This window comes from Corynebacterium sp. MSK150 (genome assembly GCF_030229215.1).
In the GTDB taxonomy this organism is placed as follows: domain Bacteria; phylum Actinomycetota; class Actinomycetes; order Mycobacteriales; family Mycobacteriaceae; genus Corynebacterium.
Genome location: NZ_JASPHM010000004.1, coordinates 68,039 through 87,336 on the forward strand (window position 1 = coordinate 68,039; position 19,298 = coordinate 87,336).

General features: G+C 61.3%; 20 protein-coding genes and 1 pseudogene. 4 read left to right on the forward strand and 17 right to left on the reverse strand.

Annotation, left to right across the window (positions count from 1 at the left end; translation table 11 throughout):
• Window positions 1–59: 59 nt before the first annotated feature.
• Window positions 60–431, forward strand: coding sequence for a DUF5319 domain-containing protein (locus QP941_RS03725; protein ID WP_284868051.1), 372 nt, complete (start codon window positions 60–62; stop codon window positions 429–431).
• Window positions 432–434: 3 nt separating this feature from the next.
• On the opposite strand, the gene QP941_RS03730 is transcribed toward QP941_RS03725, so the two are convergent.
• Window positions 435–1,193, reverse strand: coding sequence for a hypothetical protein (locus QP941_RS03730; RefSeq protein WP_284767786.1), 759 nt, complete (start codon window positions 1,191–1,193; stop codon window positions 435–437).
• A 65-nt stretch (window positions 1,194–1,258) separates the two neighbouring features.
• The gene (locus tag QP941_RS03735) at window positions 1,259–1,831 is read right to left on the reverse strand and encodes a sigma-70 family RNA polymerase sigma factor (protein ID WP_239278076.1); all 573 of its coding nucleotides are present in this window, start codon (window positions 1,829–1,831) and stop codon (window positions 1,259–1,261) included.
• A 306-nt stretch (window positions 1,832–2,137) separates the two neighbouring features.
• Here QP941_RS03735 and QP941_RS03740 point away from each other — a divergent pair, with 306 nt between their 5' ends.
• The gene (locus QP941_RS03740) at window positions 2,138–2,440 is read left to right on the forward strand and encodes a WhiB family transcriptional regulator (protein ID WP_005326832.1); all 303 of its coding nucleotides are present in this window, start codon (window positions 2,138–2,140) and stop codon (window positions 2,438–2,440) included.
• 33 nt (window positions 2,441–2,473) lie between these two features.
• On the opposite strand, the pseudogene QP941_RS03745 reads toward QP941_RS03740, so the two are convergent.
• The 5 genes and pseudogenes from QP941_RS03745 to QP941_RS03765 all read right to left on the reverse strand — a co-directional run.
• Window positions 2,474–3,368: pseudogene (locus QP941_RS03745) on the reverse strand (ATP-binding cassette domain-containing protein); the annotation flags it as partial.
• Between the two features lie 54 nt (window positions 3,369–3,422).
• A complete protein-coding gene (groL, locus tag QP941_RS03750; RefSeq protein WP_284868053.1) occupies window positions 3,423–5,039 on the reverse strand; it encodes a chaperonin GroEL in 1,617 nt (538 codons plus the stop codon).
• Between the two features lie 8 nt (window positions 5,040–5,047).
• The gene (groES, locus tag QP941_RS03755) at window positions 5,048–5,341 is read right to left on the reverse strand and encodes a co-chaperone GroES (protein WP_005322702.1); all 294 of its coding nucleotides are present in this window, start codon (window positions 5,339–5,341) and stop codon (window positions 5,048–5,050) included.
• 186 nt (window positions 5,342–5,527) lie between these two features.
• Complete coding sequence (locus QP941_RS03760) at window positions 5,528–6,769, reverse strand: FtsX-like permease family protein (RefSeq protein ID WP_284868054.1); 1,242 nt, start codon at window positions 6,767–6,769, stop codon at window positions 5,528–5,530.
• Window positions 6,753–7,358: an ABC transporter ATP-binding protein gene (locus QP941_RS03765; protein ID WP_005326841.1), complete on the reverse strand. Its 606-nt coding sequence runs from the start codon at window positions 7,356–7,358 to the stop codon at window positions 6,753–6,755. The genes QP941_RS03760 and QP941_RS03765 overlap by 17 nt, the downstream gene beginning before the upstream one ends.
• A gap of 112 nt (window positions 7,359–7,470) precedes the next feature.
• Here QP941_RS03765 and QP941_RS03770 point away from each other — a divergent pair, with 112 nt between their 5' ends.
• A complete protein-coding gene (locus QP941_RS03770) occupies window positions 7,471–8,613 on the forward strand; it encodes a sensor histidine kinase (RefSeq protein ID WP_284868055.1) in 1,143 nt (380 codons plus the stop codon).
• Complete coding sequence (locus QP941_RS03775) at window positions 8,610–9,245, forward strand: response regulator (protein WP_284868056.1); 636 nt, start codon at window positions 8,610–8,612, stop codon at window positions 9,243–9,245. Before QP941_RS03770 ends, QP941_RS03775 begins: the two co-directional genes overlap by 4 nt.
• 18 nt (window positions 9,246–9,263) lie before the next feature.
• Here the strand turns inward: QP941_RS03775 and QP941_RS03780 are convergent, their stop codons facing one another.
• The 10 genes from QP941_RS03780 to QP941_RS03825 form a co-directional block, all read right to left on the reverse strand.
• Complete coding sequence (locus tag QP941_RS03780) at window positions 9,264–10,727, reverse strand: purple acid phosphatase family protein (RefSeq protein WP_284868057.1); 1,464 nt, start codon at window positions 10,725–10,727, stop codon at window positions 9,264–9,266.
• 122 nt (window positions 10,728–10,849) lie between these two features.
• Window positions 10,850–11,278: a hypothetical protein gene (locus QP941_RS03785; RefSeq protein WP_204610180.1), complete on the reverse strand. Its 429-nt coding sequence runs from the start codon at window positions 11,276–11,278 to the stop codon at window positions 10,850–10,852.
• Between the two features lie 91 nt (window positions 11,279–11,369).
• The gene (tsaD, locus tag QP941_RS03790) at window positions 11,370–12,413 is read right to left on the reverse strand and encodes a tRNA (adenosine(37)-N6)-threonylcarbamoyltransferase complex transferase subunit TsaD (RefSeq protein WP_284868058.1); all 1,044 of its coding nucleotides are present in this window, start codon (window positions 12,411–12,413) and stop codon (window positions 11,370–11,372) included.
• 9 nt (window positions 12,414–12,422) lie between these two features.
• Window positions 12,423–12,911, reverse strand: a complete 489-nt coding sequence (rimI, locus tag QP941_RS03795) for a ribosomal protein S18-alanine N-acetyltransferase (RefSeq protein WP_284868059.1) — start codon at window positions 12,909–12,911, stop codon at window positions 12,423–12,425.
• Window positions 12,908–13,615 (reverse strand): tRNA (adenosine(37)-N6)-threonylcarbamoyltransferase complex dimerization subunit type 1 TsaB, encoded by a 708-nt coding sequence (tsaB, locus tag QP941_RS03800; RefSeq protein ID WP_284868061.1) that lies wholly within the window; start codon window positions 13,613–13,615, stop codon window positions 12,908–12,910. The genes rimI and tsaB overlap by 4 nt, the downstream gene beginning before the upstream one ends.
• On the reverse strand, window positions 13,615–14,124 hold the full coding sequence (locus QP941_RS03805; protein ID WP_284844857.1) for a hypothetical protein: 510 nt from the start codon (window positions 14,122–14,124) through the stop codon (window positions 13,615–13,617). Before QP941_RS03805 ends, tsaB begins: the two co-directional genes overlap by 1 nt.
• 163 nt (window positions 14,125–14,287) lie before the next feature.
• Window positions 14,288–15,877 (reverse strand): aspartate:alanine exchanger family transporter, encoded by a 1,590-nt coding sequence (locus tag QP941_RS03810; protein ID WP_284868062.1) that lies wholly within the window; start codon window positions 15,875–15,877, stop codon window positions 14,288–14,290.
• Window positions 15,878–15,966: 89 nt separating this feature from the next.
• A complete protein-coding gene (gene tsaE, locus QP941_RS03815) occupies window positions 15,967–16,467 on the reverse strand; it encodes a tRNA (adenosine(37)-N6)-threonylcarbamoyltransferase complex ATPase subunit type 1 TsaE (protein WP_284868063.1) in 501 nt (166 codons plus the stop codon).
• Window positions 16,457–17,560, reverse strand: coding sequence for an alanine racemase (alr, locus tag QP941_RS03820; protein ID WP_284868109.1), 1,104 nt, complete (start codon window positions 17,558–17,560; stop codon window positions 16,457–16,459). Before alr ends, tsaE begins: the two co-directional genes overlap by 11 nt.
• Window positions 17,561–17,642: 82 nt before the next feature.
• Complete coding sequence (locus QP941_RS03825; RefSeq protein WP_284868064.1) at window positions 17,643–19,166, reverse strand: ABC-F family ATP-binding cassette domain-containing protein; 1,524 nt, start codon at window positions 19,164–19,166, stop codon at window positions 17,643–17,645.
• Between the last annotated feature and the right edge of the window lie 132 nt (window positions 19,167–19,298).

The window sequence follows — 19,298 nt, forward strand, 5'->3', positions numbered from 1 at the left end:
GACACCATTTGGGCAGGGGTAAATTGCCTCGGGCGAGCAAGTTCAATAGGCTCGCAGGCGTGAACTTCTTCGCCAATATGCCCCGCGATCCTTTCGCCGACGACCCGAATGACCCAGCCTCCTTCTTGGAGGAGGACGAGCAGGTCATGCCGCTTACCGACGACGACCGGATCGCCATCATCCACGACCTCGCGCTGGTGCAGAAATTCGCCTCCATCCTCGGCCCACGCGGCATCGATGGCATCTTCTTCCTGTGCGAGGATTGCCAGGAGAACCACTTCTATGAGTGGGATATTATGGCCGCTAATATGCGCGCTACGCTCGAAGGGGAGCTAGCGCCCGTGCATGAGCCGGGCGCCGAGCCAGATCCCTCCCACTACGTGCCCTGGGACTATGCCTTGGGCTACTTGGACGGCCTGGAGGGCCGCTAGCTACTACTGCTGTTGCTGGCCCAGTTCGATGGTGGTCGTAGGCTCGTCCTCAACGTTGGGATTAGGCTGCGGGTTTTGCTGGGCCTGCTCAGTGACTACCACGGTTTCGGTGGCGTACTGCGTTTCGGTCACGGTGGCCGGTTCCGGCCGCTGCTCCGGCTGAGAGGCTTCTTCCGCCACGGTTTCGGTGGCGGTCTCCGTAACGGTGTGCGGGGTGGGCTTCGGGTGCGCAGAGCGCTTTTGTTCGGCCTCACGGTTAGCGGCGATGGCCTTTTCTTCCTTACCTTCGGCTTCATCCAGCTTGGCGCGGGCGTCCTTCATTAGTTCGCGGGCGCCTTCAATATCGCCTTCGGCCGCGCGAGATTCCATCTCTTCCAGCGTGCCGGCCAGCTCTACATTGCGGGTCTTATCGCCCTTATCAAAGGTTCCGGCGTGCAGCATGGCTCCACCGGCTCCAGCGATGACTAGAGTTGCGGCCGCCGCACCGATGAGCCCATGTACGAACGGGCCGCCACGGCGGCGCTTGCGGGCCTGGCCTAGGTCGATGACCTCAGGCTCAGCATCGGCGCCTTCTACCAGCGGGGCTGGAGGCATCTGCTTGTCGACGTCCCCCTTTAACTCCAGCAGCAGCTCCGCCAGGTCATCCTGGCCGTCGGAAGGGTTAGTTCCCTTCGAAAGCTCGGTGAGGAATGCATCATCATCTACCAAGGGCTGGAGCTGGTCTGCTAGGCCGGCATTATCGCCGTGGTGCTTCGGTGCCATGATGGTGTCTCTCCCCCTTCCTTTCTATTAAGAGATATCTGCTGTAAGAGTCGGCCTCTAGGCCCTTAGCGCGCAGTTTCCTGGGCGGCTTGGAGAGCCTTTCGCAATTGAGCGAGTGCTCGGTGTTGTGCGACACGAACCGCACCTGGGGTGGAACCCACAATTTCCGCGGTCTCTTCTGCCGACAAACCGTTGAACACGCGCAGAATAACGATGTTTTTCGCCTTGTCACTTAACGTATCGAGCAAGGCGCGCATTCTGTTACTACCGTCGGCCTCCAATGCCCACTCTTCAGGGGTTGCGTCACGCGCGGAGTCTTCCGGAATTTCTTCGGTAGGGGTGGACTTATCGCGCCCCATGGCGCGGTGGGCATCGGTGACCTTATTGAACGCGATGCCGTAGACATAGGCCATAAACGGGCGGCCTTTGTCCTCGTAGGAGCCAATAGAAGTGGCCACTGCAAGACAGATCTCTTGGGCTACATCCTCCGCGGTGGGTTGGCGGCCGCCGCCGATGCGGGCGCGGCAGTAGCGCAGCACCTGCGGGTGAATGATCCGCAGGACTTTTTGCAGCGCTCGACGGCTGCCGTCGACGGCATGCGGGACGAGATCCGCTAGCTCCTGTTCCTTATCACTCACGTATGCACCCTCTGACATGTTTTAAACCGGTAACTAACCATATTGGCACACGGGAAGTTTATGCAAAGGCGACGCGCGGCCCCAGCGCCTGCACAACCCGAGCGGCAGAAAATTCATAAACCGTTAACCTTTGCCGTTTCCGCTGGTAGACCGTGGTGCAGGCGGGGTGAGCATGGGAAGAATACCTAAAAGTCAAAAATCGGTAACCCACCGTTTACCCACGCACGAAACACTACGTGAGGTTGCTTCCCGTAACACTGCGGAAGCCACACTAGAATTCTCGCCCTTACAAAGGAGCTAAGTAACGTGTCTCAGCCTCATTTGCTTCCCGGTCCCACCGCTGACCTGTGGGATTGGCAGCTACAAGGCGCCTGCCGCGGAGAAAACTCGGACGTGTTTTATCACCCAGATGGCGAGCGCGGCCGCGCCCGCGCCCAGCGCGAGAACCGTGCCAAGGCCATCTGCAATTCTTGCCCGGTCATTGATCTGTGCCGCGAGCATGCCCTGCAATCCGCCGAGCCTTACGGCGTCTGGGGCGGAATGAGCGAATCCGAGCGCGTCGTTGCGCTGCGCCAACGCCGCCGCGCCGCCGCGCCGGTCAACGCTTAAGGCAGAAGGTTAGGGGGAGACGAGGGCGTCGGCAAGAAAGCGCCCCGTCACCGAGTCTTTCTGCTCGGCTAAATCGGCCGGGGTGCCGCTAAAGACAAGCTGGCCGCCGGCCGAACCGGCGCCGGGGCCCAAGTCGATGGCGTGATCCGCATGCGCGAGAACGGCCAGATTGTGGTCGATGCAGACGACGGTATGTCCGGAGTCCACCAGCTCATCCAGCAGCGCCAGAATCCGCGCGGTATCCGCTGGGTGCAGGCCAGTGGTGGGCTCATCGAGGACCAGCACATCAGTGGTAGATTTCTTATCGCTCAGGTGCGCCGCAAGTTTGAGGCGCTGACGCTCGCCGCAGGACAAAGTAGATAGCGGCTGGTCTAGGGCGACATACCCCAGGCCGACGGTGCACAAGGTATCGCAGATTTTCGCCGCGGCCGGTGCCCTCGCATTCGGGGCACATGCCGCCGGTGCGCTCGAAACGGCGCACCTCCTTGGTGCCGTTAACCTCGATGGCGCCCTGGCCGGAGGCGGAGGGCACATTAAAGGAGTAGGCCGCCGGGCCGCCGGCGCGCGGGGTGGCCATGCGCGAGTACAGCACGCGCAGCATGGCAGTGATACCGGTGGCGGTGCCAAAGGTGGAGCGAGAGGAGGCGGCCATGGGCTCCTGGCCCACCACGATGGCGGCCGTAAGATGCTCTAGCTTATCGACGTCCGGCCGGGCCAACGACGGCATAAACCCCTGCACGAAGCCGGGGTAGGTCTCGTTGATAAGCCGCTGGGACTCGGCCGCGATGGTGTCGAAGACCAGGGAGGACTTGCCGGAGCCGGATACACCGGTGAGGACGGTGAGCTGGCGCTAGGGGATGGACAGGGCGATATCGCGCAGGTTGTTTTCGCGCGCGCCGGTGACCTTGATGTATTCCACGGCCCTAATCTAGGCACAACAAAACCCGCCGCGCGGGAAGCGGGCGGGCGTTGTTGGGAAGGTTTAGTGCTGGTGGCCGTGACCGGCGTCAGCAGGTTGCTCTTCCTGTGGCTTTTCCACCACGGAGGCCTCGGTGGTTAGAACCATGCGGGCCACGGAGGTGGCGTTGACCACGGCCGAGTGGGTGACCTTGACTGGGTCGATAATGCCGTTATCGATGAGGTTGCCGTACTCCAGGGTATTGGCGTTGAAGCCCTCACCGTTAGACATCTCGGCGACGCGGGAGACGACGACGGCACCGTCGAGGCCAGCGTTTTCGGCGATCCAATAAGCCGGGCGGGTCAGGGCGCGGGCGACGGCGAGAACGCCGACCTTAGCCTCGCCCTCGAAGTCCTCGGCGTAGGACTCGAGTTCCTTGGAAATCTGGACCAGCACGGAGCCGCCGCCGGCGATGACGCCCTCTTCAACGGCCGCGCGGGCCGCGTTGATGGCATCTTCGACGCGCAGCTTGCGCTCGTTGACCTCGGTCTCGGTAGCCGCACCAACGCGGATGACGGCCACGCCGCCGGAGAGCTTAGCCAGGCGCTCCTCGAGCTTTTCCTTATCCCAGGTGGAATCGGTGCGCTCGATCTCGCGACGGATCTGCTCGCGGCGTTCCTCTACTGCTTCAGCGGTGCCGCCGCCATCGACGATGACGGTGTCATCCTTGGTGATGGTCACGCGGCGGGCAGAACCCAGCACGTCGAGGCCAGCCTCGTTGAGGTTGACGCCCACCTCTGGGTCGATGACGGTGGCGCCGGTAACGACGGCCAAGTCATCCATGAATCCCTTGCGGCGCTCGCCAAAGTACGGGGCCTTCACGGCCGCGACCTTGAGCACCTTGCGAATGGAGTTGACGACGAGAGCCTGCAGCGGCTCGCCCTCGACATCCTCCGCGATGATGAGGGTCGGGCGATTGGTCTCGGCGATCTTCTCCAGCAGCGGCAGGAAGTCCGGCAGGGAGGAGATCTTGTTGCGGACGAGCAATACTGCGGCGTCGTCCAGCACGGCGTGGTAGGTCTCTTCCTCCGTAGCGAAGTACGGGGAAAGGTAGCCCTTGTCAAAGGAAATGCCCTCGGTGACGTCGACGGTGGAGTCGATGGTCTGGGATTCCTCGACGGTGACCACACCGTCCTTGCCCACCTTGTCCATGGCGCCGGCAACCATCTCGCCAACCTCCGGATCGCGGGAGGAGACGGTAGCTACCTGGGCGATTTCAGAGGAGGAGTTGACCGCGGTGGCGCGGGCCTTGAGCTCCTCGACGGCCTTTTCGGCCGCCGCCGCGATGCCGCGGTTGAGCTCGATGGGGTTGGCGCCGGCCGCTACGTTGCGCAGGCCCTCGAAGATGAGCGCCTGGGCCAGCAAGGTAGCGGTGGTGGTGCCGTCACCAGCGATGTCATTGGTCTTGACCGCAACGGACTTGACCAGCTGCGCGCCGAGGTTCTCGAAGGGCTCCTCGATGTCAATATCGCGGGCGATGGTCACGCCGTCATTGGTGACGGTGGGGCCACCGAAAGCCTTGGACAGCACGACGTTGCGGCCGCGCGGGCCGAGGGTGACCTTGACGGCATCAGCCAGCGTATCGACGCCGCGCTGGATTCCCTCGCGGGCTTCTTGGTCGAATGCAATAAGCTTTGCCATAAGTGGGCCTACTTCTCGATGACGGCGAGCAGGTCACGGGAGGACAGCAGCAGGTACTCCTCGCCGTTGTACTTCAGCTCGGTGCCGCCGTACTTGGAAAAGACAACGGTATCGCCTTCGTTGACGCCTACCGGGGTGACCTCACCCTTGTCGTTGGTGCGGCCTGGGCCTACTGCAACGACGGTAGCTTCCTGTGGCTTTTCCTTGGCGGAATCCGGGATAACCAGGCCGGAAGCGGTGGTGGTTTCAGCTTCTACGATCTGTACGAGGACGCGGTCCTCGAGAGGCTTGATGTTTGCCATGATGTTTCCTCCGTAGTGTTCGTATGCGCGCCGGTATGGCGCGCGCGTGCCGGTTGTGGATGTCCAGCACAGCCGTCGTCGCGGGTGAACAACTGTGGGTCAAACAACCTGATTAGCACTCTACCCTCGTGACTGCTAACCCTCAACAATGACCCGGCCCACATTTCTACGCCCTCAGCGATCCCTTCAGTGCTCCCGTTGCCCGGCGCGCACGAAGCCGGCCAGCGCCAGCTTGACGACGCCCACAGCAATAAACATGGCACCAAAAATCACGGCAAAGGCCGACCACCACAGCTCGTCTACCAGCGTTCGGCCGAAGGAAGCCTGTGGGGTGAGCAGGTGGTGGAGGGGGAGGAGCGTCGCCAAGCACAGCGCCCAGACCACGCCGGCCGCAGTCAGGGTGAGGCACGCCGCCTCCCCTACTTGCACGCGCGCCCAGGCCGAGGGAGTGGCGCCAGCCAGCGTGAGGCCGCGGATATCGGAGGCGATGCGCCCGCGCATGAGCAGTGAGGTAAGCACGGCGCCCACGATGCTGGGGGCAAAGACCGGCCCTAAAAGGGCGACAAAGACCTGCCACGAGGACAAGGTGCCGCCGACGCCTGCATCGTTTCCAAAGCGCAGGCCCGAGCCGACGGCGACGATAAAGCCGCCGAGGAGCACCCACGGCACGATGTGTGGGGTGGAAAAGTGCCGGCGCACCCGCACGTTGGCCCCAGCGATGCCGGCCGCGCGGGTCCATTGGTCGATACCGGGCATGAGCCAAGGTAAGAAGAGGGCGACGAGGATGACGAGCCCCATCTCGGCCGACAAGAGGTCACCCGGGTCATCGATGTGCAGGCACCCGTAGACCGTGCCGCCGATAGCCGCGGCCGCAAGCAGGAATTTCACCAGAAGCCACATCGGGTGTGCGGGAGTACGCGGCCGGAACACGCGGCGCAGCGGAGGCAGCGCACCAACCAGGGCCGCGGACGTGCAGACGGATACCGCAATGGCGGTGACCTGGCCGGTAACGGCGATATCCGGCATGGGGATGCCGTCGCTGCGCAGGGCGCGCACGCACGGGTCAAGCAGAGGTCGGGCCGGCAGCACGCCGAGAAATCCGGCAGCCGCGCTGACCGCTGCGACTTGGCCCAGAATGAAGGCAACAATCATCCACCCGGGCATGCCCACCATGCGCCAAGAACGGTAGACCGGCTCGCGCTCGGCGATGATAAGGCGCATCTGCGATAGTGTCACCAACACCACCACGCACAGGGCCATGCCCAGCACCGTGCCACCCAGCGGGCCGGCGGGATTTTCTTCGGCCCCGGAGGAGGCAACCAGCATGGCCAGCGCCAGGGTGCACGAGGTGGAAGACACCACCAGGGTCAGCGCCACGGCCAGCCACGATAGCCAATTGGACTGTAAGTCCTTAAGCCACACCAGCATGGGCCACCTCCTCTAAGGAGATGATCCTGTCGGCCGCCTCAGCGGCGAGGTGCGAGTGGGTCACCATGACCACGCTGGCGCCATCGCGGGCGGCGGCGCGCAGGTGGGAAAGGACGGTGGATGCGGTGGCGTCGTCAAGCGCGCCCGTAGGCTCGTCGGCGAAGATATAGGGCGCCTGGGCCAGCAGTGCCCGGGCGACGGCCACACGTTGCTGCTGCCCGCCGGAAAGCTGCGCGGGCAGGCGGCGCTCCAACCCGCTAAGGCCGAGCGAGTCAAAGACCTCCGCCACCTTGCCGCGTGTAGGGCGCCGGCCGGAAAAGCGCGCGGTCAAGGTGGCATTGCGCTGGGCGTTGAGGGATTCCAGCAGGTTATAGTCCTGGAAAACAAAGGCTCGCTGCTTGCGCCCCGGCGCATTGACTCGGCCGGAGGTGGGCTTATCGAGCCCGGATAGCAGGTTCAACAGCGTGGTTTTTCCGCTGCCGGAAGGTCCCATGATGGCGACGAATTCGCTCGGGGCGATGGACACAGTGACGCGATTGAGCACAGTGCGGCGGCCGTAGCGCTTGCTGAGGTTATCTGCTTTTAACATGCCTTTGATTCCACTCGGCCGCGCAGAAGAAAGACATGGAGTGGGCCGCCCAGAAAATGGTAGAGCTAGCTCTACTGCCCCACCCTGGGTAAGGCGGCTAGGCTCATGGGTTATGCGAACCCTCAAAGCCTGCGCGTGGAGCCTCGTCCTCGGCGCGCTATTTATCCCGGCGTTGGTGGTTTCGGTGCTGATGCTGCCGTGGATTCCGCTGGTGGGACGCGCCGCGGAATTAGTCGGCCGGTTGGGTGCGCAGTGGATGGGTGTACAGATCCCACCCCGGCGCGCGGGACGGTGGTTTGATTGGCAGCAGTTTTATCACCTTATTGTGCAGCTATTGATTTCGGCTGCCTGCTTTGCCGCGTGGACTGCCGTGGGTTTTACGGCTGGCGTGCTGGCAATTGCGCCGTTCGTGCCAAATACCGAATTCTCCTTTGGTGGGTGGTCTACCTCCAACCGGCCGCTCATTTTCTTTACCTGCTGGCTCACCGCGGCGCTGCTGGTGGCTTTATTGGTGGGACTTAACCGCCTGTTGGTCTTGGCATCGACCTCGCTGACTCGGCTGGCATTGAGCCCCTCGGCCGAGGAGTTGGCGGCCTCACGCGCCACGCTTATCGATGCCTTTTCCGGCGAGCGCCGCCGCATCGAGCGCGAGCTGCACGATGGCCCGCAGCAGTACCTCACTGCGCTCAAGCTCAATTTGGCCGCGGCGAAATTGCAGGCCCCTCCGGAGGCGCAACCGGCCTTGGCCGATGCGGAACATAATGCCTCTTTGGCCCTCGCCTCCCTGCGGGCGACGGTGCGTGGCATTGCCCCGCAGGTGCTTTTCGACGCCGGACTTATCCCCGCCCTCGACGAACTCCTCGCCCACTCCGGGCTGGAGACCGAACTACACGTCGAAGGCGCCGAGCGCTCAGTGGATGAAACCACTGCCCTGCTGGCTTACCACGCGGTGGCCGAGGCGCTTACTAATGCGTCCAAGCACGGCGCGGCCACCCAGGCGACGGTAACGGTTGCTTTCGGGCAGATGCTGCGCCTAGACATCGTTGATAATGGCACCGGACCCTGCCCCGGCCCCGGAGCTGACCTCGGCCACACGGCCAAGGAGCCAGCTGAGACGGGCACCGGTCTCGCCGGGCTGCGCGAGCGCGCCGCCGCACTAGGCGGCACGGTGAGCTTTGCCGCAGCTCCTGACGCGGCTGCGCGCGAACGCGGTGGCCGGCTGCAGGTCGAATTGCCACTGAAGGAGGCCGAATGAAACTACTACTGGCGGAAGACTCCGCGCTGCTGCGCGCGGGGCTCGAGCAGCTACTCAGCGCTCTGGGGCATAGCGTTACGGCGGCCACGGATGCCGAAGAACTGCGCGCTATAGCCGGGCAGGAAGATTTTGACCTGATCATCAGCGATGTGCGCATGCCACCGACCTTGACCGACGATGGCTTGCGCGCCGTGTATGACCTGCGTGCCGCAAATCCCACCCAGCCGGTGGTGGTGTTGAGCCAATACGTAGCGGCAAGCTACCTCGACCGCCTCTTGGAACACGGCGGCTTTGGCTACCTGCTCAAGGAGCGCGTTTCTGATGTGGAAGAATTCGTGCGCACGCTAGACGAGGTCGCGCGCGGCGGCACCGTGGTGGACCCAGAGGTCGTAACTGCGCTGCTGTCGGCGCGGCGTACTGGTTTAGCCCAGCTCACCGCCCGCGAGCGGGAGGTACTGGGGCTTATGGCCCAAGGATTGAGCAATAAAGAAATTAAAGACACGCTCGTTCTTACCGCCGGAGCGGTAAGCAAACATGTCTCCAATGTGTTCATGAAGCTCGGATTTCGGCCCGAGGATTCCAACCGGCGGGTCAAGGCCGTATTGGCGTGGCTGCGCCATACAGAGCGCTAGCCAGTGGGGCGACGCTAGCTACTTCTTCGAGCTGAGCCCGCCGAAAACATCGCTGGAGCTCAGGGAGCTGCCGCCCTCCGGATCCTTAGGCACCTCTGGGGTGTCTGGGTCGGTGGACTCGGTGGAGTCGGCGGGGTTGGTGGCGTCGTCGGCAGGCGCAGCGTCGCGGTCCTTCTTCTTGAGGGAAACCTTGTCCACCAGCGTGTTATCGCCTTCGTTGAAGGTGGTGAAGGTGAGCTTGTCATCGGAGACGTCCACTCGCATGTAGTCCTCGGTGTAGTCCTGGCGCCACATGGCGGTGGATTCGTGGGCGAGCTTCGGATCGATGGTCTCCATGCGCGCGCCCTTGTGCTTCTTATTGTTGACGTCGGTGAAGTCGTAGTACTTGCCGCCGCCCGCGGTGGTGGTGGTCAGGTACAGCGCCTCGCCATCCTTGGGCTCGAGAACATCGCCGCGCTGCGGCTTCTTTTCAGGCAGGACCGGCTTATTATTCTTCATCAGGTGGCTGCGGGTGTAGATGTGGTCGTGGCCGGAGAGCACGGCATCGACGTTGAGCTCAGAGAGCACCGGGGTGAGCTTCTCGCGCAGGTTGGTGACGTCCTTATCAAAGTGATGCGAGCCCTGGGAGTATGGGCCGTGGTGCATGCCAACGACGATCCAGTCATTATCCGCGCCGCGGGATTCGATGGCCTCGCGCAGGAACTGCTCGTGGCGGGCGATATCGGCGTCGGAAGAAGCATTGGAGTCCAAGCCGATGAAGAGCACGTTATTGCGCTCGAAGTAGTGGTCGCGGATATCGTCCGCCTGATGTGGGTTGGAGAAGTGCTCATCATGGTGCTTCATGGTGAGGTTATAGGTCTCGTGGTTTCCTGGGACCGTGTTGGTGGGGATGTGACGGATCTCCGGGGCGGAGAAGTATGCATCGTACTGCGGTACCTGCGCGCCCCATCCCTCAACCTGGTCACCCAAGGACCAGATCATGCTGGCATTCGGCACATGGGACGCCGCGCGGCCGATGGTCTTGCGCCACTGTTCGGCTTGCTCATCCACCTTGAGGTCCACGCCGATCTGCGGGTCTGCGACGGTAAGGAAGGACCAGTCATCGCCATTGGAGCCAGTGTTAAAGGTCTCTGGCTCGGACCAGCCGCCTTCCTCAGAGCCAACGCGGTAGGAGTACTCAGTATCCGGCTGCAGGTCGGTAGCGGTGGCGAACTGGGACTTGTACAGCAAGGCGCCAAAGTCGCGCTCGTCGGCGCGGAAGGTCGTGGTGCCTTCTGGGCCGGTGACCTCGAGGACCTCGTCTGCCTTGGACTTGGTGCGCCAGGTGACCATGACCTGGGATTCATCCTCGCCCGGCTGCAGGATGGTGCGGTAGATGGGCGCATCAGCTGCCAGCGCCGGGGTGGCGGGCACGAGGGCGAGGGCGCCACCCACGGCGAGGGCGGTGGCGAAGGAGGCGACGAAGCGCGATGAACGGAGCATACAGTTTTCACCTTTGGAGTCTTAGAAGAAACGGTTCGGCTCCCTAGAACACCATAAGAATGTGAACACTGTATTACGAGCGCGCGAAAAGCGCTTGAACCCTACCTGTGAGGGGCTGGGACTTAAAGGCTCTTATCGGAGTTGATAACGGCCGCGCGCCAGAGGGTGTACTCGTCCGGGTTGTCTTCGCGGTAGTTCTTCACTGCACGAATGCCCTGCTCCACGGACTCGATAACGGCATCGATGGTGGTGTCTTCGCCCTCGGCGTCAACGAAAATGACGGGGCCGCAGATGGAGCGGATGGGGTCTTGTAGGAAGGCGGCGTTGCCGGTGGCGGCTGCGTTGCGCGCCAGGGAGGCTACCGGGTTCGGCTCGGCGCCTTCGGCCTTGGCTTCGGGATTGTAGAGCGCGGCGTAGGTGGTGCCATCTTCCTGGAATACAACGGAGACGCGGTCCTCGGTGGTGCCGCCCAGGAACTGGTTAGCGTGCTCCAGCTCGAACTCTAGCTTGCGGCGGGTGAGATCAGGGTTGACAAGGAAACCGACGGTCATGAGAGAAAGCTCCTTCAGAAAGCCAAGAGGGCATGAACGCTTTTTAGCGTACCGGCCCCCTGCCCCGCCTGCAGCGCGAGCGAGAAGAACTTTAGGTTAACTGCGGCTCTTCCACATCCAGCTGGGTATCGGTGCCTACGCCGAGGCCAGAGGGCTGGGCACCTTCATGGATGAGTTGCGCGCCGATGGCCGCGATCATCACGCCGTTATCGGTGCACAGGGAAAAGCGCGGCACACGCAGTTCCACCCCGGCGGCGGCGCAGCGCTCGGCGGCCAGCTCGCGCAGGCGGGAATTAGCGGCCACGCCGCCTCCCAATAGCAGCACCCGGGCGCCGGTGTCCTCGCAGGCACGCACGGCCTTGGCCGTCAGGACATCGGCCACGGCTTCTTGAAAACTGGCGCAGACATCTTCCACGCTGATGGTCTCCCCTGCCTTTTCGGCACGCTCCACGTAGCGGGCCACGGAGGTCTTGAGCCCGGAGAAGGAGAAGTCGTGGCGGTGCGGGCCGCGCAGATCCTCGGCGCGGGACATGCCGCGCGGGAAATCGATGGTGGCTTCACCGCGGGCGGCGAGCTTATCGATCACCGGGCCGCCCGGGTAGCCCAGGCCGAGGAGGCGGGAGACTTTGTCGTAGGCTTCACCGGCGGCGTCGTCAAGCGTAGAGCCCAACTCGCGCATGGGCTTGCCGACGGCCTCTACCTCCAACAACTGCGTATGCCCGCCCGAGACCAAGAGGGCCACCGAGTGCGGCAGCACTTCGCCTTCTAAGTTGGCCACGGCAACATGGCCACCCAGGTGGTTAACGCCGTAGAAAGGCACGCCCCAAGCCGCGGCATAGGCCTTGGCGGCCGAGGCTCCCACCAGCAAGGCACCGGCTAGGCCGGGCCCCACGGTGGCGGCGATGGCATCCGGCTTTTCGATGCCCGCCTCTTTCAGCGCCGCCTGCATAACCTGCGGCATGGCCTCAAGGTGGGCGCGGGAGGCGATTTCCGGGACGACGCCACCGAAACGCGCATGCTGCTCCATGGAGGAAGCAACGGCGTTAGCGATGATGTCCATGCGGCCGTCCTCGCGCAGCTCGACGATGCCTACGCCGGTTTCATCGCAGGAGGACTCGATGCCCATGATCTTCATGACTGCTCCTTAATCTTCTGGGCGCTCGGACTGGCGCGGGCGCACCATAACGTGCGCATCCGCCCCGGAAGGTTGGTAATAATTCTTGCGGATCCCCTGCTTGGCAAAACCGTAGCGCTCATACAGGCCAATAGCGGGATCATTGCCCACGCGAACTTCGAGGAAGACCGGGGCATCCTTAAGATCCGCGATATGGCAGATATTGTCCATCATCATCCGCGCGATGCCGCGACGCTGCGCGGCGGGGTCGACGCCAATGGTGTGGATTTCAAACTCCGGGTCCGCGGCCGGTCCCATCATGCCGATGCCCGCATAGCCCAAAAGCTTTACGGGCGCCGGTTCCTCGATCGCGCCTTCCACCCCGAGATAAAAGTTGAAGGGCTGGGACATTTCTTCCCGGAAAATCCGGCTGGACCACGGGGTTTCTCCGGGAAATAGGACCTCTTCCAACGCGGCGCACCGGGGTGCATCGGCTGGGGTTAGCTCGCGCAGCTTCACAGCTCGACCTTCGGGATGGCGGCAGAAAGCTTTTGCTGCTTTGGCGGGACCGCATCTGGGCGGCGTAGATACAGCGGCACGACGGGAGCCGGTTCTGCCTCTAGGTCGGCCGCGGCAACGAGGGCTGCCGCGGTTGGCTGGGCCGCGCGGTGCGGCAGGGCGGCGAGCCCCTCGGGGAGTTGCTCAGCAAGGCGGTCCGGGATGATGACTTCCGCAGTGGAGGCAAGTTCCACCTCGAGTTCGGCCGGTTTCGTCACCGCGGGGCCAGAAATGCGCTGCACACCGGAGTCGGTGACGCGGTAAGTGGCCCAGTAAATCTCTTTGCGGCGGGCATCGGTAGCTACCAAGGCGGTCGCCTCGTCGGCCGCGGCGGCAGGATCTACGTGAAGCTCGGCGGCGGCCGCGATGGCATCGTGGGTGCAGATGCCGTGGAGGGGGATCGAGAGGGCGTCGGCAAGCGCGGAGGCCGTCGCCATACCCACGCGCAACCCGGTAAATGGACCCGGGCCCACGCCGGTGACCACTGCATCGAGATCGGAATACTCCATGCCCGCCTCTGCGAGGACCTCGGTGATGGTAGGAATGAGCAGCTCATTATGCGCGCGGGTATCCTCCAACACGCGCTCGGTGGTCTGCCCGGTGGCGGTATCCACTACCCCGGTAACGAGGGCGGTGGTAGCCGTATCGATCGCGAGGACGCGCATTAGGCAACCATCTTCCAGGTGCCATCCTCGCGCTGGAAGCCCAGCGGCTGGGTGCCCTGGATCATGGGTACGCCGCCGTCAAGGCTCTGGCCCTGCTGCTCCATGGCCTTGACCTGCATGTCAATCATCTCGCACACCTCGACCTTCTCCGGATCCAGCTCTTCGATGAAGGGCTTAGCGCTCTGGGAAATGGCTACCGCGTAGCTCTTGCCTTCAGGCACCGCACCATCTTCAAAGGTGATGTTCTCGGTATCGATCTGTGCCTCTTTAACCTTGTCTTCGCGCATGCCCGGGCAGATGAAACCAATGGCAGGGTATTCCTCGCCATAGACATCGGTGGGCATAACGGTCATGACCTCCAAGTTATTTGGTGCCTTGGACAACGTGGAGGAGAGGTTTCCCTCCAAGTGGTTTTCCTCGCGCAGTGTGGAGGAGGCCAGGAGAACCATCATGACAACGATAAAGATGGCGATGATGGCGGCGGTGAGGTTGCGAGCGAATTTAGTCATGGGGTAAGTATGGCTCCTTGAAAAATGTTTAAGTTTCAGGCGGGCGACGGTAATTCTGGCAACTGATGCTACCTGGTTAACCGCAACACAAAACCCACAGGGTAGTGCCTGCCAGTGTAGGCGGGCGACCCTGTGGGTGAGTAATTAACGCGCGATATTGCCGCTATAGCAACAGCAAGAGCAATACCTGCGAGGCAATAATCTTGCCGATAATTGTGGTGGGATAGACCGTGGCCCATCCGCGGCCGGCCAGCTCGGTGCCGGTTTGGTCACGAATATAGGCAAAGACTGCGGGGTTGGTGGTCATACCGGCCGCACAGCCCATGGCCTCGTCCCACTTCAGCTTGAGCACCAGCATGCCGATGACGCCGATCAGGATGGCGGAGACCAGCGTGATGATAAGGCCCACGCCCATGATGGTCAGGGAGGATGGATCCGTCAGGGCATCGCGGAAGGAGGCGCCGGCCGAGGTGCCCACGCCGGCCAGGAACAAGGTAAGGCCCATATTGGACAAGGTCTCACGGGTGTGGAATGGCATCTGCCAGTTCAACGGCCCGGTACGGTTGAGGTAGCCCAAGAGCAGGCCGACGACCACGGGGCCGCCGCCGAAACCCAGCTGCAGGGTGGAACCGCCCGGCATCGGAATAGGAATGAGGCCAAGCAGCATACCCAAGGACAGGCCGATGGCCATGGACAACAGGTCCGCGTTACCCAAAGCGGCCTCAGAGTCACCGAGGTACTTGCGCACGTACGGCAGGCGGTCCGGGCTGGTGACCACGCGAACTCGGTCCGAGTAGTTGAGCACAGTGTCCGGGTGCGGCACGAGGTCCTTATCACCCTTACGGATACGAGCGATGATAAAGCCGTGGTCGAGGGCCTTGATCTCGCGGACAGACTTACCGGCAATTTCCGGGTTAGACACGGTAACGCGACTGTACTTGAGACCGGCTTCCTCGGTCAGCTCCACTGGGTGTTCCTCACCCAAGACCTCAATGGCCTTATCGACGGCCTCTTCGGAGCCGTTGAGCAGGTAAGCCTCCCCCTCGCACAGTGGCATTTCCGGGACGGCGAGGCGATGGCGTTCCTCATCGGAGATGATACGAGTAGCCACTACGGTCTGGCCGGTAACGCGGTAGATATGGCCAGCGGTGTCATTAAAGTTCTTGGTCAGGCGCACGCCTTTGGCCACGAGCTCGGCGGGAATCATTCCCTCTGCGCGGGCATCTTCCTCATGGTTGGCTTTGACAACCTTGGCGCCGATGGCGGCGACAAGGATCGCGCCGATTACCGCACCTGGGTAGGCCAAGGAGTAGCCAACGACCGGAGTGGAATCGCCCACCATTTCCACCACGGCGGCCATGCCCGGCGTGGAGGAGAGCGAACCGGCGAACATACCGACGGCCTCTGGCACGCTTAGGCCAAAGCCACGGATGAGGCCATAGCCCACCGCAACCAAGACAACCAACATACCCAGCATGAAGACGGTGAGCTTCCAGCCGCGGGTTTTAAACTCGCGGACGAAGGAAGGCCCGAAGCTGAGGCCAATGGCATAAACGAAGATCGCCAGACCAAATTGATAGACCAGCGGTGGAATTTGGATATCCGGATTGGCAGTAGATAGACCCAGTGCCACAAACATCGCAGCCGCGGCACCGAGAGAGATGCCGAAGATCTTGATCTTGCCAATCGCTAGACCCACCGCCATGATGACGAAGAGAGAAAGCAAAGGACTTGAGGCGAGAAAATTCAACACCTTAATAGAATTACGTAGTGGTTATACCCGGATCAAGTTAGCGGTCTGGGATATTCATCACTTAAATCACTTTTATATACAGAGATCTGCTATGCACCATTTTTCCAAGACCATGTGAAGCGGCGAACATCTTCGTCTGCGCCGGCATATTCTGCCGGCTCGCGGTCAATGCTGATAAATAGGTAGCGCTCCGCAATCTGCTCTACTAGCCCCCCGCCCCATTCGGCAATAACCACGGCGTCCTCTAGCTCCGTATCCAGATCCAGCGCGTCGAGCTCTCCCAGCGGATCCCCGGAATTAGCACCGCCTTCATCGAGCAGGCGGTAGGCATCCACATGCACAAGGTCTGGCCCACCCACCGTGGAGCGATGCACGCGGGCGATAACAAAGGTCGGCGAGGTAACGCGACCTTTAACGTGCATGCCCTTGGCGACGCCCTGCGTCAGCGTCGTCTTTCCAGCCCCCAACGGACCATCCAGAATCACTACATCGCCGGCTTCAAGCGCCGCACCTAGCTCTTCACCAAAGGCATAGGTTTCTTCCACCGTGGATAGGTCGCGGCTGCCAGATTCCGGAAAGCTACTGCGCATCTTCTTCTCCTATATATTCGCGTTCGGTGCGGCCATCGGGCAGGCAGACAACCTCGTAGTTAATGGTGCCTGCTGCCGCGGCGAGATCCGTGGCCGATACTCCCCCGTTGCCAAAGATCACGGCTTCTTGGCCTGGCTCTACGCCATGCGGGTTCTCGCCTAAGTCCACCACTATCTGATCCATACAGATTCTTCCTACCTGTGGGTAGAGGTGCCCACCAATGCCCACGCGCAGGTCGCCCTGATAGCCGCGCGGCAGGCCATCTGCGTAGCCGCAATCCACCGTGGCTAAGAAACCCGGCTTTTCCGCCTTCCAGGTCAATCCATAGCAGGTGCCCTCCCCCGGCTGAATGGGCTTTACATTAAAAATCTGCCCGGACCAGGTCATGGCCGGGCGCAGGCCATGCTCGAGCCCTTCAATCGGTTCCAAACCATAGCAGGCGACACCTACGCGCACCTGCTCGAAATAGGAGGAAGGACGAGTCAGCACTGCGGGCGAATTGGCCAGGTGGTTAACTGGGCACTCCAGCCCAATTTCGCGCGCGAGCCGCAGGGCCGTGCGGAACGCCTCTTCCTGGGCGTCATTGTGCGGATTATCCGGCTCATCGGCACACGCAAAGTGGGACATGAGCCCGAGCACCTTGATGTGCGGGGCATCGCGCAACACCTTAAAGGTCTCTGCCCAATCCTCTTCATCCACACCGGAGCGGTGCATGCCGGTTTCCACCTTGACGTATACCTCAGCGGGAAAATCGGCCTTGACTAGCTTATGTGCCTGCTCCAGGGAGTTGACCGCTACCTCTATTCCATTGGCCAAGGCTTCTTCGAGGATTTCATCTGTTTGCCAGATCCAGGCCACGATGGGCGCATCCACGCCTGCGCGGCGCAGGTCCACCGCCTCTCGCAGGGTGGCCACGCCAAAGCAATCCGCACCGGCGCGCGCCATCACGGGCACAACCTTGGCCGCGCCGTGCCCGTAGGCATCGGCCTTGACCACGCACATGAGCTTGACCTCAGGCCCCACCTTTTCCTTGATGAGGCGGACGTTGTGCGCAATGGCGGAGAGATCAATCGTGGTTTTCAGCATGCCCACCATTGTGCCACTGCTCACCCTTGTGCAGAATTCGGGCGGGGTGTGGCGCACTGACTCGCGATGCATCCACCTTGGAGTCGGCTCATCCAATGTCTTCTATCGATACTTGCCTCGTAAGTTCTATCCGCGAACAGAAATCTTCATCATGGCTCACCACTAGCAATGCGCCCCGATAGTTTTTCAAGACCGAGACCAACCAATCAACAGTTGAAATATCAATGTTGTTAGTCGGCTCATCGAGCATTAGCAATTGCGGCGCCGGATCCGCTAAGAGCACTCTGGCGAATTCCGCCCTAAATCTTTCGCCTCCCGAGAGAGTCCCTGTCAACGCATGAACCGAGTCAGATTGAAACAACAACTGAGCAAGCTGATCACGGATGAACTGCGGATCCTCTCGTGGATTCGCGTTAGTAACCACGCCCCATACGCTTAGAGAAGGATCTAATCCAATTCGTTGACGCAAATACCCCGAATTGCCGATCACGTAGCCCGCCTCACCGGAGTTAATTCGGTTTAAGAGCGTGGTCTTGCCACTTCCATTTGGTCCTGACAAGCGCACCCGTTCTGGGCCGACAATCGTCAGCCCAGGAATCGAAATAACCCGCTTTCCTTCCGGCAGCTCAGTTTGTGGCAGCTCGATATAGACCGAATCATCATCTCGTATGTTTCGCTCAGCTCGAGCTAAAGAGCGTTGGGCCTCTTCAACTGCGCCTGAATGGATCTGCGCTCTGCGCGATGCCGTCTTTTCGGATCGCTGCTTATCAAGCTTCATCGTCATGCCTGGTTTGCGCTTCGACTCCGCGAACTTCTTTCCACGGCGCGCATCACGCGCAATCCGTGTTTGCATTGCTTGTCGTTCGCGGAGTTGCTGCTTATAAGTCGCCTTGGCGGTAGATACTGCTTTTTGAGCTACTTCCTGCTCTGCATTAATCGTGGCTAGGTAGTCGGAATAGTTGCCTTGAAAGAAGCGTAGGCTTCCATCCCTTAATTCCGCTACCTCAGCAACTACATCCAACAGGTCTTTGTCATGGCTTACCACTAACACCGGCGCCGTGGCATTTACCAACATATCTTTCAGATGCTTCTTTGCAGTTCCATCGAGGTTATTGGTCGGTTCATCGAGGATAATGAAATCTGGCTCAGACAAGAACACCGCCACCAAAGCGACGCGGACCGCTTCGCCTCCAGAGAGGCTTTTGATAGGGCGGTCCAACGGGATATCCAATCCCGCGGCGGAAAGGGCAGCGGTAATGCGCTCACCGACGTCCCATTGCTCCCCAATTAACTCATAAAGTTCTGGTTCATACTCACCGGCTTCGACTGCGGAAATCGCCGCGAGCACTTGGGTGGCACCGAAGATGTCTGCTACTACATCATTTTCATTCCAAGCAAGGTCTTGTGGCAGGTACGCTATCGATTCCGGCTTTTCCACCGTTCCAGCAGTAGGCAAGATTTTGCCAAGGATGACGTTTAACAGAGTTGTCTTTCCTGCACCATTATCCCCAATGAGTGCAGTTAAAGGGCCAGAAAAGGCACCGTTTAGGCCGCTGAAGCAGGTTGTACCATCGGGCCATACAAGGGAAAGGTCGTTCAATAAAATAGGCATGCTTAAATCCGTTCTTCCTTTAGTGTTTTACGCAAAAACACGACGGATGAGCACTGCCTACTCCTTTCACCGACAACAATTGCTCCCAGTAGCATAACAGATTCAAGCTTCAAAGAAATGCCAAAGCCCCCT